The sequence below is a fragment of the Myxococcales bacterium genome, assembly GCA_016699535.1.
In the GTDB taxonomy this organism is placed as follows: domain Bacteria; phylum Myxococcota_A; class Polyangia; order Polyangiales.
Genome location: CP064980.1, coordinates 749,541 through 762,497, shown reverse-complemented (window position 1 = coordinate 762,497; position 12,957 = coordinate 749,541). Strand labels below are relative to the sequence as shown.

The window sequence follows — 12,957 nt, the reverse complement described above, 5'->3', positions numbered from 1 at the left end:
GTCATTTTTCGAATTCGTTCAATATCTGGGCCCAGCAGTAACAGATTGTATGCATCCCACAGTGCTTGTTCATTATCTAGCCGTGTTGTTTCCATAGCGACCAGTGTTCTAAACTTGATGTATCTATTTCGCAAGGCACGCTTTGTGATGCAAGGGAGGAGAAAAGGTTTGGATGGTAAAACCTCGCCATTTTTATCGATGCTAGTACAGCAGTAAGAAAAACGGGTCTTTGTCTTGGATATAGACGAAACTGAGGGCAACTTTATACCTGTAATGAATGAGCTTAGGTGGGTCGAGGGAGTTTTTGCCAGCTTCGGTAAACCGCAAAGCACGTCATCAGCAAAGTGCTTGCAAAGGCGATACAAGTAGCTGTTGCTGCTCCTTTCCATCCATGCCTTGGTACCAAAATTAGATTGCCAGTTAGGTTAACGATAGCGCCAAGCACAGCGACTCCGCTAAGAGGTCGCATACTTCCTTCAAACATGACGATCGCGCTTAAGATGCGGGAAATGCTTCGAAACATAAGTGCTACAACCAGAATAGGAAGCACAGTGTAGGCTTCGTTATAACGGCTATCAATGACCAGAGAAAATATTGGTGGTCCAAGCCAGATAAGAATTATTGCTCCAAGCACAACGAGCAAGCTGACGCTCAGTAATGCACGTTTTACCTGTTGTCTATCGATGATCCGGTTCCGCTTTAAGCGTTCAAACAACCAGGGTTGCCATGAAAGTGAGAATGAATCTGAAGCAACGACCAAAAGTGCAGCCAGTTGTGATCCAAGTGCGTATATACCGGCAGCCGCCAATCCAACATAAGCAACAATCACAGCGCGATCCGTCAGAGCAACGATTCGTTCGAGAATCGAATAAGGTACTAATTGAGCGCCGTAAGATAGAGCATCGCGTGAGTCAGCCATAGAAATACGCAATGGACGTTCAAGTCGTGAATTGATAATGAAGAAGCTAGCACAAGCAAACAAAACATAAGCCAGAACTTGGCCGGCAATACGACCTTGCCAGTGCAAATCAAACTGAATAACGAGTAGTAATGATAAACACAGGTTTAGCAGTGTTACTCCGCCTGTAAGCAAGCCGTGGCTTAACGGACGTCGTTCAAGTTGATAAAATGAGGTTGCGACTGAATTGACGTATTGGCTACCAATCCAAGGGACTAAGACGTACGCCCAATACGAAGGGACACCATGGATGGAGGGAATGAAGGCATTGACGATAGAAACAAGTATAGTAAAAACAGCAAGCAGCGAAGTCACGGTTAGAAATGTACTAAGAACGTAACGTGAGAACTCTGCGCGATTCAGATCAAAATAGCGTCGACGAATGGCGGATTGAAGGCCGAAGCCCACAAGTGGACCTGTGACTTGAAAAGCAATATCAAAGAGAACAACAACACCGTAATCAGAAGGAGTGAGATAATGCGTGAGGATTGGCGCCAAGATTAGTGGCGCCGCCATGGATGCTATCTTTACTAGGCCATACTGAATCGCTTGAGCAAAAAGACCTCGTTTCATGTTGTTCTCTTTGCTATCGGTCATGGACACAAGACGTGCTTTCGATCTGGCTGCGGTAGGTAGTCGATCTAACCATTCACATAAAAAGCCAAAAGTTGCCTCTAGATACTATTATGTTTCAAAGAAATCTAGCCGTCGTCGTGTTGGCAGCTGAGCTACGAAATTACATGCATTTCAATGCAAATAGAGCTTTGCTTCCGTCCGTATTTAGTGGAGATAGTCGGTGTCACAAGCCCGGCCGTATGAAAACTATCCGAACTTGATCCAGAGCGAGCTAGGGCAAAGTCCAGTCGGAAGGTTGTATCATGGCTACTCGAGGCGTTTCTGCATTTCGATAATGGCAGACCATAGAAATTAAGACAGGTGCTAAATCTCTGCTTTTATTTTATCGGAACCCGTGTGGGGAAGCGGGAGCTTAGGACGACGTAGCCTTGGCTGTCGCGGTCGACTTGGGTGATGCCGGGGTAGTGTTTTTCGAGTGAACGGACAGGGTCGGTTGCTCTGATGGAAGGCTTTCTTCCGTATTCTGCATCCGCAATGGATTTGAATCTTAAACCTTCACGCACTGTTTCACGAAGGGTATCGGGATCCCACGGTTTGGTGAAGAAGCGATAGACTTCGCATTCGTTGACGCAGATTTCAACGTCGCGAACGCTGGAGTTTCCGGTGACCATAATGCGCAAGGTATCCGGATAGTGATGCTTTACAGATTTGAGAAAATCGACACCGCGTTCGCCGGGCATCTGATTATCCGAGATAACTAAATCGATTTCGCCATGTTGCTTAGCAAGAATCTCCCAGCCTTGTGATGCGCTTGAGGCACGGTGAATGATGTAATCAGGGCTGCGCAAAAGACGTACAAGTGCGTTGAGGAGTGCAACATTGTCGTCGACAACCAAAAGTTGATATTTTTCCATCCACCGATCCTTTGTTTGGGTTAACAGTATTAGTTATTAACGGCCGGAACGGTAATTTTTAGAGGGGTGAATCGAAAATTAACTCAATTTCTTAGAAAAAGACCTTCAACATAGTCCCCAAGCATCTCTAGCGCTTGGCAAATGCGTTCATAAACGCGCACAAAGTCTGAACGTTTTCAATACTTACGGCGTTGTAGATTGATGCACGAATACCGCCCACAGAACGGTGTCCCTTTAGACCAATCATGTTTGCTTCGGTGGCTTCCGCGACAAATTTCTTCTCAAGCTCTTCGTTTGGCAAGTTGAAAACAACGTTCATTAGTGAACGTGAGTCAGCTTCAATCGTGTTGCGATAGAAACCGTCGTGTTTTTCAATGGTATCGTAAAGTAGTTTTGCTTTTTCTCGATTGCGTTTGTCTAAGGCTTTCACCCCACCCAGCTCTTTGATCCAACGCAACACATTGCGCAGCATATAAATCGCAAAGGTAGGTGGTGTATTCAAAAGTGAGTTGGCTTTTGCGTGAGCGCCGTATTGAAAGATTTGAGCGATGTCGGTGCGGCCGTTTTCGACAAGGTCCTTGCGTATGATCACCAAGGTGACGCCCGAGGGGCCCAAGTTTTTCTGAGCGCCAGCGTAGATCACGCCAAACTTGCTGACATCAATCGGTCGACTAAGGATGTCGCTCGACATATCGGCAATCAAAGGAGTCGTTCCTGCGTCAGGAAAGCTTTGAAACTGTGTGCCGAAGATGGTGTTGTTTGAAGTGATGTGCAAGTAACGTGCGCTAGCATCAAGATCGAGTTCGCTTTGCTTGGGAATCCGACGATACACACCGTTATCTTCACTGCTTGCTGCAGCACGCGCCTTGGCCACGCGATTGGCTTCTTTAATCGCCTGCTCGGACCAGGAACCTGTGACCACATAGTCCGCGCTTTGGCCCTCGCTAATTAAGTTCATGGGCAAGAGCGCAAACTGAGCTCGCGCTCCGCCTTGCATAAAGAGCACATCGTAGTTCTCAGGAATCGACATTAGTTCACGCAAAAGCGCAATGGCTTCGTTGTGGGCTGCTTCATAGAGCTTGCCGCGATGACTGTGCTCCATAACAGACATGCCCGAGCCTTCGAAATCCAAGAACTCTTTTTGAGCATATTCTAAAGCGGGCAAGGGAATGGCACTGGGGCCGGCGTTAAAATTAGTGGCGCGTTTTGTCATGGTGCTTTTCCTTTATTCTGTCAGTACAGCAGACGAGTGGAGCTGAGGGGAATCGAACCCCTGACCTCTGCATTGCGAACGCAGCGCTCTACCAACTGAGCTACGACCCCGTCGGGCTCTATCGCGCGAACTATACACTGCCTGCGCCTCACTGCAAACGAAGTAGCTGCACCCTTTGTCGCTATTTCAACCCATGCATTGGGTCGAGACACAGTTTCAATAACCCTGAGTTTTTGCATTGCTCGGCAAGGGCCTCATCGCTATCTTCCGTTTTCTCAAAGCGCACCACCGGGCAAGCGATCCGATCGCTTAGAATGCTTTGGTTGTGGGCTCTGGAGGCATCCGCGTTTTGGAATTCATTGAGCACTACGGCCAGTAGTTTTAGGCCACGATGCTCGGCCGCTTCAACACTGCTTAGTGCATAGGACAGCACTCCCAAAGTATCACTCGCGACCAGAATCACAGGCCAGCCAAGCAGCACAGCAAAGTCAGCAAAATCTTGGTGCTGATTTAACGGAACCAGCAGTCCTCCGGCTCCTTCACACAGCGCTATCTCGGCGCGTGCCGCAAGCTTTCGGCATTGCTCAGCAAGTGGTTCAAGAACAAGAGGTTTAGCTTCTTTCATTTTTTCAGCAGCCAAAGGAGCAACGGGTGACGGCGTTCGGTAAAAACCAGACATCGTAGCCAGCTCCGGCTTCCCGCAAGCCTTTGCTAGCGCTTCGGCATCAGCTGCGTGCCCGTGCTCCACCCCTGTTTCGATGGGTTTGATCGCGCTTATTCCTAAGCCTTGCTGCATCAATGCATAGGATAGGCCACGCGCTACAAAGGTTTTGCCAACCTCTGTGCCAACTCCGCTGATCAAAAATTGTGCATGCACAAGGATGCTCCTCTATCAGCAAGGTAACTCAACTTCTTTATGGTGCGTAAACTGCAAGCGCTTTGAGCTCGACACTTAAGCCTTCAACATACAGGCCGATGCCGCCCGAACTATAACGGTCATCGACGACACGAATTGCGCCATGCTCGGCTGGATCGCCGGAGCTAAGGACAAGCTCTGAGCCAATGACACTCACGCGCAGTGTTACAATGCTTTGAATGGGAAAGGTAGCGGTAAGCGGGGTGCTTTGGAGCAACGAAGAACAAAGCAATAGGCCAAGGTTTCCGCAGCCGTTTCCGTCGACCGACTCGACACTGAGCGACGGTTCTCCGAGATCCACAAACATACGATATCCGTTCCAATCATTACGGTCGTCATCGGTGCGCAGTTGACGGCGCGCTATAAACCCAACCGCGTAACGAGTGGCTAACCACTCAGGGGCGCGGACCACAACCTGGGCTTCAATCATGTAGTCGTCAGGGAAATCCTCGTCCTCTTGCCTCCAAGCGTAAGCAATAAAAGGCGTTGCGACCTCGAGCCCACTGTCGCCTTGATCAAAGCGCGCAGAAGGCGTCAGTTCTAAATCACCGCTGCCGTTTTCAAAGGAAAGAAAATAGGCAACGCGTGACAAGGTTGCTTCGTTGTCAAGTTCGCAAGCATCTCCAAGATTATCGCCATCTCGGTTTTTCTGAGCAATGTTGAATTGCAAAGGACACGAATCACAATCGTCTCTTAAACCATCGCCATCGTAATCAGGCTCACCATACGAATCGGTGTCATCGCAAACGTCGATAGCGTTATCTAAACCATCGCCATCGAGATCATCATCACACAAATCACCAATGCCATCGTCATCACGATCCCGTTGCTTTGTGTTAGCGACGCTTGGGCAATTGTCTTGGCTGTTGATTACGCCATCGCCATCGCTATCGTCGGGCGTAATGCCGGCATCGAGTCTTTGAGTGTCAGTCGCTCCATCAACACCTGCATCGTCATCGCCATTGTATTCTGAAGACGGTTGGCTATCGCTGCAAGAGAATGCGAGAAGGGTAAAAAGAAAGAGCCATGTCGTTCGTCGAACTGTATGTGACTCAAGTTTGCAAACAGCAAGCATGCGTTGGGTCATGGCTGCAAGCTAGCTCAGATCGGCGCGCATCGCACGTCAAAGTATCTGAGAAAATATACTCAGTGCGCGCTCGATTTCAGCCTCGCTATGGGTCGCCATGGGCACGAGGCGCAAGCGAGCCGTACCCGCCGGCACAGTGGGCGGTCTTATCCCTTGCACAAACACGCCTTTTTCGAGAAGCGCTTCGGAAAGAGCCATGGTTTTAGCGCTGCTACCAATCAAAATCGGAATAATCGGGGTGCTTCCGGCTTTCACGTCCAAACCAAGCTTAGAAAGTCCTTCACGCAGCTGCACACAGCGCTTGCTAAGCTCATCGCGCAATGTATCAGCCTGCATAACTAACTCGGTGGCTTGCAAAAGCGCATGCGCAGCAAACTGCGGAATAGCCGTGGAGTAAATAAAGCTTCTTGCGCGGTTTATCAGGAACTCTTTGAGCTTTTTGTCGCCGGCGACAAATGCCCCGCTGAGGCCGAAGCTCTTGCCAAAAGTCCCCACCAAGATCTCAGGTCTGATACCTTCTTTTTTACATAGCCCTCGGCCTTGGGGTCCAATCACCCCCAACGCGTGTGCTTCGTCAATCATAAGTGCAGCATCGTAGCGGCGTGCCAGCTCATGCAGCTCAGAAACCGGTGCAAGATCGCCATCCATCGAGAAAACGGCATCACTTACGATAAGAGCCTTCTTCCCTTCCGAGCGGTGCGATTCAAGTAAGCCATTGATATCATTTATGTTTTTGTGTTGATACTTGTAAATTTTCGCACCGCTCAAGCGGCAACCATCAATGATACTTGCGTGATTCAATTCGTCGCTAAAAATCACATCTTTTGAAGAATAGATGGCGGAGATGATACCCGAGTTTGCTGCAAATCCGCTTGAGAAGACCAAACTACTTTCCAGGCCTACGAAATCTGCAAGGGTATGCTCAAGCATGTCGTGGAGCTCAAAGTTGCCGGAAACCAAGCGTGACGCTCCGGAACCGGCGCCGTATAGCTCGACGCCTTCCTTCAATGCCTGTGAGAGCCTAGGGTGCGAGGCCAGGCCCAAATAGTTGTTGGAGCAAAGACAAAGCACTTCTTTGCCATCAACCAGGATAGTTGGAGCAAGTGGTCCAGAAAGGGTACGCAGTTTCCGACGGAGACTAGCTCGATCGAGAATTTGCAGGGTATGTTCAAGGAAATCATCGAGAGACATGCTTTAAATCCATGGAAATAGCCTTTAGCATGTCTCAAAGACCCTATAAATAGTGTTTAGAGCTAGATAAGGGACTTTGTTTCACGTGAAACATTGCTTGATACACCGAATCCGCGACTGTGACTGGGTCCGTTACAGTAACAGTATCCGCTTCCGTGTCCGCGACTGTTACGGAAACGAACCCGGTAACGGAACCGGCAACGGTCACCGATCCGGCTTCGGACGCACTCTCGATTGCTATTTCCGATTATCTTCATTGAAATTCAGCCAGCGGAGACTTATCTATAGAGTATGCAGAGCGTTGACTATTATGCTGCCCTTGGGCTCAGCAAAGGGGCCAATCAGGCTGAGATCAAAAAGGCCTATCGCAAGCTGGCCCGGGAACTCCATCCGGACCGAAATCCAGGGGATAAGGCCGCTGAGGAGCGCTTTAAGGCCGTATCACGGGCCTATGAAGTCCTATCCAACGACAAAAAACGCAAACTCTACGACGAATTTGGCGAAGTAGGGCTCAAGGAGGGCTTCAATCCAGAGCAGTACAGACAGTATCAGTCCTGGGGTGGGGGCGGCTCTTCAGGTGGCCGTCAGGTGCACTGGAGTGGCAACTTCGAAGATTTATTTGGGGGCCGTGCGCCCAACATGGGCGGTTTCGGTGGCTTTGGCGATATCTTCCAAACGGTTGCTGGGGCACGCGGCGCCCAGCGTCGAGCGGCGCCTATGCCCGGTCAAGATATCGAAACCAGCATTAGCATTGATTTTATGGATGCCGTGAAGGGAACCGAAAAGGCTTTGAATTTTCTTGAACCTCAGAGTGGAAAAAAACGCGAGCTCAGTGTGAAAATTCCCGCTGGTATTGCCGACAAAGCTAAACTTCGCTTGCGAGGGCAGGGTCTAAAAAGCAGTAGTGGTGGTCCCGCTGGTAATCTCGTGGTCGAAGTCAAAGTGCATGCTCATCCTCTTTTGCGCCGCGAAGGTCTGGACTTGCATATGGATCTTCCGGTCACTTTCACCGAAGCGCTTGAAGGCTGCAAAGTCGATTTACCGACGCCGCATGGAACGGTATCCCTCAAGATACCCGCTCAGACTCAAAGCGGTCACGTACTTCGCTTGCGCGGAAAAGGCATTCATAAAGCAGGTGGAGACAAAGGCGACTTCCTTGCTCATGTTGAAATTCGCGTCCCACAAAAAGAGCTTTCGGCGGAGCAGCTTACAACGCTTAAAGATCTACTTCATGAGCTATACGATCCTGATATCCGAAGTAATCTTAAGCTTTAACTCAAAAAATGGAACATGCCACGGTTGGCATGTTTTGAAGGTATTTTACGCCAATTATGGCATGAAAATAGGCAAGTTGTTGCCAAATTTTGCGTTGACGAGGGTAGCGAGTACCTTTAGAGGCGCTAATTTTTCATCTGATACTTGGCTGTGCACCTAGGCACGACTTTTGCAATAAATCGAGCGATCAAATAGGTCGATAAGGATACCGGATGAAATATTTAGCTAGCTTTACTTTGGTAGTTGTACTGCTCGGCACAACAAGTTGCAGGCCATCGGAAAGCGGTGAGTTTGAAAACGTTGGATGGGCACAAACCGAGCAGACTGCGAGCTGCGTTTTTGCTTTCGAAAACCAACAAGAGCATTTGCTTAGTGGGAACGTTAGGCGCCCTCTGAGAGAAACGCTCGAAACGACCATTCGCTCGTTAGCTAATATCTTCAATCACGATGAGCCGTTTAGCATCAGCTTCAGTTTTAGACGCTCAAACGATGCGATTTCTACAGGTCATGAAACGACGCTTCGTGTAGCAAATGGAGACAACTGCATTGCACAACTAAGACGTGTGGTCCGCACCTATTTGCAAGACCAAATGGATCCCTGCCAGCTCGCTGAAATTGGAGTCGAACCCGTCCTGCCTTTTAAAGATTTTGTTCGAACCATCAAAGATCTCATCTTGCGTCTCATCGTTGAAGGGCGGACTCATGACTCTGCGCTTGCTGCCCAGGTGCTAAGCGAGATGCATGAGGCCGAAGATAAGCTTCAGTGGCAAGAGTGTTCGAATATTCAGCTCGATCAGGACTCGATGCACGTTCTAACAACGAGCATGCAGCGTTACGCGGATGATGCGGACAAGCAAATAATTTTTTTGCTCGACTATGACAACACGCTCAAAGCGCTGCATCCTGTCTGGCAAACCGCTGGTCCAAGCGATCGACTGCTTAACCTACTGTCCGCACTGGCACAGCGCTCGACCGAGACACACGTGGTGAGTGGTCGAGGGAAAAACAATCTAAATGACTGGTTTGCTTCGTTGTCCATTGGCCTACATGCAGAAGAAGGACTTCTTACCAGTTTGATTCCGCGAAGCGGTAAGTCGCGACAATGGACGCTTGATCCACGCTATGCAACAGAGACGATGATAAGCATAAAACAAGCACGTGATCAGTACGTACTTCCAATCTTTGAACAAGCTCTGCTCGATCAGGAGCTGTATGTGAATGGTGAGCCGCCTGCCTGGGAAGATCCCGAAACGGCTCGCTCGTACCCGGCTGTGGCCGTCGAAGATAAATACATCACAATTGCCCTTCATTTCGTTGCTGCAGAAATGCTTTTCGAATCAGACCTTGGTTTTTGGGCTGACAAATGGCTTGAACGCGCAGAAACAACCATCAATGAACATCATCTCCCGCTCAAGGTCACCGCAATAGCCCCTGCAAAGCGGCGCGAGGTCGCCCTCGACAAAACTGCTACTGGACAAGATGATCTCGACGTTACCAAAGGCCAGGTTCTCAGCCGAGTGATCGAGCCATTCGATCTAAGCAAACCCACAGCCATTGTAACCGCTGGGGATCTGCCCATGGATGAAGCTCTTTTCGAAGTGGCTCACCAACTTGAGGCTCAACATCCTGAGATTACAGCTTACACAATCCATGTCGGCACTGGTGCGCTACGAGATGGATCAACTACTTCTGCGAAATACATCGTAAGTACTGTCGAGGAGATGCTCCGACTTCTCGAGGATTTTGTGAAATAGATGGAATATTTCCGTAGCTCTTAGTGCTCAGCGCAACAACTAGTAAAAGTTTCATGACGAGCATTTCTTTCGTGAGTGTGCGCGGTCATTTTTGGTGGTTTTGCTCAAGAAATTGAACAACGCCAAAGCAGTATTCCTAGCCAGGCGGCATGGCAATTGTAGGAGCCGTTGTGTCGTGTTAGGTCAACCGGCATGAGTTCTCCCCAAGCTTCTAAGCTTCCCATTCACATTGCCGTTATCATGGATGGCAATGGGCGTTGGGCAGAGCAGCAAGAACAACCACGAACCTTTGGTCATCGCACAGGCAGCGATGCAGTTAGGCGCACAGTGCGTGCTGCGCGCAAGCTAGGCGTCTCGGCGCTAACGCTCTACGCCTTTAGTGAACAGAACTGGCAGCGGCCAACAGAAGAGATCGAAGTGCTCATGGCTTTGCTTGAAGAGTTTATCATCAAAGAGCGCGCTGAGATTCTCGACAATGGGATTCGCTTTAGAGCCATCGGTCGTTTGAATCGTTTACCAGAGTAACTGCAAGCGCTGATGCAAGAACTGGAGCAAACTTCCAAAGACAATGATGGCATGGTGCTTTCGGTCGCGCTCTCGTATGGCGGCCGTGAAGAGATTGCGGATGCTGCAAAAACTTTAGCTGAGCAGGTTGCTGCCGGAAAGCTCGCAGCTGCCAGCATCGATGTTGAGACACTTAACAAAGCGCTCCCGTCGATGGATGTTGGAGCTGTTGATTTACTGATACGCACTGGCGGTGAGCAACGCATTAGTAACTTTTTGTTGTGGGGCGCAGCTTATGCCGAGCTTTACTTCACGGATCGTTTTTGGCCCGACTTTGATGAGCAGGATTTGGCAGACGCCATCGCCGCATTTCAGCAGCGTGAACGACGTTTCGGCCGGGTATTCAATAGCGATGCAGAGCCAGCGCAAGGAGCCCATGTCAAATCTGCTTAAGCGCGTGCTTTCGGCAGCGCTGTTGCTGCCCGCTCTAATCGGGCTGATGTTCTATGCGCCGCCGTGGGCTTTTGCGCTCACCGTACTTCTTGCAGCAACCTTTAGTTTTCGAGAATACGCCAGCATGCTCTTTGCACGCACGCTGATGATTCAGCATGCAACCGTGTTGATTGGCCTTGCCTCGATGCTTTGGGTGCTGCGCTTATCAAGTCTTGGTCCTGCCAGCGTCGGATTGCTCGCTGCAATGTTGTTGCTTTCTTTAAGTTCCGCTTTGTTTGTCGGCAAGCAAAGTGAAAACTTCATCCGCGTGGGCTGGCTCATGCTTGCGCCTGTCTACATTGGTCTTAGTCTATGTACCGTGCTCTGGCTTCATGAACTTGAGCGTGGCCCTTGGTGGGTCTTGCTTGCGATGTCCTTTGCCTTTGCCGGTGATACAGCAGCATATTTTGTGGGCAGCGCTTTTGGTAAACACAAACTTGCGCCTGCCATCTCGCCGAACAAAACGATCGAAGGCGCCGTGGGTGGATTGCTCGGCAGCGTGCTTGCTGCACTTATCTTCGTGCTTGGCGGACTGCTTCCTTTACCCGTCTTGGATGCGGTCCTTCTTGCGCTGGTTGCCGGTCTCTTTGGTCAAACAGGAGATCTTTTCGAATCGATGCTCAAGCGCGCAGTGAATATTAAAGACAGCGGCAGCCTTATTCCCGGTCACGGCGGCATGCTCGATCGCATCGATGCATTACTGTTCACTTCCGCTGTGACCTGGATCTACATGCAATTTTATTAGACACAGGCTCTATATTTTGTTCAGTATTTTAAGCTGGCATGGCTTTTGCATGACAATACCATGAGGAATTGTCATGAGCTTTCTACGAAGTAGCCGGATGTCAGTTTTGGTCATGTTTTTGCTGACCTCGTTGTTAACAAACTGCAGCGCGAGCACAAGCGGTGACCTTGAAAATGATACAGGTTTTGTCGTCAAACCTGGAGCGCTCTGCACAGAAGCAGCTGAGGCTGTGTGTGCAGATGATGACAGCTGTGATGATAGCGCGGAAGTCGATACTGGGGCCTGCGAAGGCTTCTTGGGGCCTTTGCTCCTTAACACGACTACCGCTGCCGATCCCTATTCGGCCGGCGCTGCGATAATCCTTTCGATTTTGGCATACGCCGTGCTGGCCCTTGGTCGTGCTGGTGTGCAGTTGCCTGAGTTTCAGACGCCGCCCGGTATTATTGATGCGTGGGCGTCCATGACGGCAGTTGCTTCGAGCAACCTGCAATTGCTGCAACAAACGTTAAGTAACGCTTATTATGCAGCTCTAGATTCGCAATTTTGGAATTTTGGCTCGACCGAGCAGCTTCTCGAAGGTCTTCAAGCCAGTCTAATTTCTCTGAAGGACGAAGTCGAACAAAAATCGAAACTCTCGCCGCTTGTAAGGGGAGCTATTGGAATTGGCATATCCCTCCTCTTAGAACTAGTGGTGCGTATGACGGTGTCGTATTTTGAAGACCCATTCTTTACGGATGATGAGCCCAACGGGTGTGAGGCACGTATTGCTTACTGGAAGGAAGCAACGCACTTCGATTGGTGGCAGGAATCGATACGTGAAAGTATGGATGCCAACTTTCCAAAAAGCCAGCCACCCCAGGGCGCCGTGAGAGCAAATGGAAATGGTATAATTATTTGTATGCGCCGAGTTATCATCAAGCGGCGTGATGCAGTTGTGGATCGATCCTAATCCTGCTCATCCAAAGATGATCAATTTCGGCAAACGAATACGCGAAGGCTTGTCATATTACGAACCAGAATACGGCGAAGCACGTTTACGCGTGCTGAACGTGGGTGATTATCCGGTGGATTTCAATTCGGTACCATCCGAAATTGGATTCCGTAAAGGACCGTTTATGCCATTTTTTATCGAAGTTCCACCGCGGGACGATGAGGAATTCGCCTTGCGTTACTATAATGTTTCAACACAGCGTGGCCTGTTCGGTGGTTGGGATTACAATGAAACCCAGACGATTCGTGTGCCAACAGCCGTTCCAGGGGCGCCAAGTACTTTCCTAAGCCCCGACGCATACTTCCTCGCCACCAAGTGGCCTTGGCCAGAGTAGAAGCTTC

At 49.7% G+C, this 12,957-nt stretch carries 11 protein-coding genes, 1 tRNA gene and 1 pseudogene; 6 read left to right on the top strand and 7 right to left on the bottom strand.

What is annotated here, in order from left to right:
- Nucleotides 1-283: 283 nt before the first annotated feature.
- The 7 genes from IPJ88_03675 to bioF all read right to left on the bottom strand — a co-directional run bounded on the left by IPJ88_03675 (nucleotide 284) and on the right by bioF (nucleotide 6,855).
- Nucleotides 284-1,531, bottom strand: a complete 1,248-nt coding sequence (locus IPJ88_03675) for a polysaccharide biosynthesis C-terminal domain-containing protein (GenBank protein ID QQR90844.1) — start codon at nucleotides 1,529-1,531, stop codon at nucleotides 284-286.
- 380 nt (nucleotides 1,532-1,911) lie between these two features.
- On the bottom strand, nucleotides 1,912-2,448 hold the full coding sequence (locus IPJ88_03670) for a response regulator (GenBank protein QQR90843.1): 537 nt from the start codon (nucleotides 2,446-2,448) through the stop codon (nucleotides 1,912-1,914).
- Nucleotides 2,449-2,575: 127 nt separating this feature from the next.
- A complete protein-coding gene (gene serC / locus IPJ88_03665; protein QQR90842.1) occupies nucleotides 2,576-3,661 on the bottom strand; it encodes a 3-phosphoserine/phosphohydroxythreonine transaminase in 1,086 nt (361 codons plus the stop codon).
- Between the two features lie 37 nt (nucleotides 3,662-3,698).
- A tRNA-Ala gene (locus tag IPJ88_03660) sits at nucleotides 3,699-3,771 on the bottom strand.
- 71 nt (nucleotides 3,772-3,842) lie between these two features.
- Entirely contained in the window at nucleotides 3,843-4,538 is a 696-nt protein-coding gene (gene bioD, locus IPJ88_03655) for a dethiobiotin synthase (GenBank protein QQR90841.1), read from the bottom strand.
- A gap of 37 nt (nucleotides 4,539-4,575) precedes the next feature.
- Entirely contained in the window at nucleotides 4,576-5,664 is a 1,089-nt protein-coding gene (locus IPJ88_03650; protein ID QQR90840.1) for a thrombospondin type 3 repeat-containing protein, read from the bottom strand.
- A gap of 36 nt (nucleotides 5,665-5,700) precedes the next feature.
- A complete protein-coding gene (gene bioF / locus IPJ88_03645) occupies nucleotides 5,701-6,855 on the bottom strand; it encodes an 8-amino-7-oxononanoate synthase (protein ID QQR90839.1) in 1,155 nt (384 codons plus the stop codon).
- Between the two features lie 291 nt (nucleotides 6,856-7,146).
- On the opposite strand from bioF, the gene IPJ88_03640 reads away from it, so the two are divergent.
- The 6 genes and pseudogenes from IPJ88_03640 (at nucleotide 7,147) to IPJ88_03615 (ending at nucleotide 12,950) form a co-directional block, all read left to right on the top strand.
- Nucleotides 7,147-8,130, top strand: coding sequence for a DnaJ domain-containing protein (locus IPJ88_03640; protein QQR90838.1), 984 nt, complete (start codon nucleotides 7,147-7,149; stop codon nucleotides 8,128-8,130).
- Nucleotides 8,131-8,342: 212 nt separating this feature from the next.
- Nucleotides 8,343-9,884 carry a hypothetical protein gene (locus IPJ88_03635; protein QQR90837.1) on the top strand — a complete coding sequence of 514 codons (1,542 nt, stop codon included), beginning with the start codon at nucleotides 8,343-8,345 and terminating at the stop codon, nucleotides 9,882-9,884.
- A gap of 192 nt (nucleotides 9,885-10,076) precedes the next feature.
- Nucleotides 10,077-10,841: pseudogene (gene uppS / locus IPJ88_03630) on the top strand (di-trans,poly-cis-decaprenylcistransferase).
- Complete coding sequence (locus IPJ88_03625) at nucleotides 10,825-11,625, top strand: phosphatidate cytidylyltransferase (protein ID QQR90836.1); 801 nt, start codon at nucleotides 10,825-10,827, stop codon at nucleotides 11,623-11,625. Before uppS ends, IPJ88_03625 begins: the two are co-directional and overlap by 17 nt.
- Nucleotides 11,626-11,698: 73 nt before the next feature.
- Nucleotides 11,699-12,574: a hypothetical protein gene (locus tag IPJ88_03620; GenBank protein QQR90835.1), complete on the top strand. Its 876-nt coding sequence runs from the start codon at nucleotides 11,699-11,701 to the stop codon at nucleotides 12,572-12,574.
- Entirely contained in the window at nucleotides 12,549-12,950 is a 402-nt protein-coding gene (locus IPJ88_03615) for a hypothetical protein (protein QQR90834.1), read from the top strand. The genes IPJ88_03620 and IPJ88_03615 overlap by 26 nt, the downstream gene beginning before the upstream one ends.
- Nucleotides 12,951-12,957 lie beyond the last annotated feature (7 nt).

Coding starts and splice junctions, on each gene's coding strand:
- IPJ88_03635 (QQR90837.1), top strand. CDS start 8,343: ATGAAATATTTAGCTAGCTTTACTTTGGTAGTTGTACTGCTCGGCACA.
- IPJ88_03640 (QQR90838.1), top strand. CDS start 7,147: ATGCAGAGCGTTGACTATTATGCTGCCCTTGGGCTCAGCAAAGGGGCC.
- serC (QQR90842.1), bottom strand. CDS start 3,661: ATGACAAAACGCGCCACTAATTTTAACGCCGGCCCCAGTGCCATTCCC.
- IPJ88_03625 (QQR90836.1), top strand. CDS start 10,825: ATGTCAAATCTGCTTAAGCGCGTGCTTTCGGCAGCGCTGTTGCTGCCC.
- bioF (QQR90839.1), bottom strand. CDS start 6,855: ATGTCTCTCGATGATTTCCTTGAACATACCCTGCAAATTCTCGATCGA.
- IPJ88_03650 (QQR90840.1), bottom strand. CDS start 5,664: ATGACCCAACGCATGCTTGCTGTTTGCAAACTTGAGTCACATACAGTT.
- IPJ88_03670 (QQR90843.1), bottom strand. CDS start 2,448: ATGGAAAAATATCAACTTTTGGTTGTCGACGACAATGTTGCACTCCTC.
- IPJ88_03620 (QQR90835.1), top strand. CDS start 11,699: ATGAGCTTTCTACGAAGTAGCCGGATGTCAGTTTTGGTCATGTTTTTG.
- IPJ88_03675 (QQR90844.1), bottom strand. CDS start 1,531: ATGAAACGAGGTCTTTTTGCTCAAGCGATTCAGTATGGCCTAGTAAAG.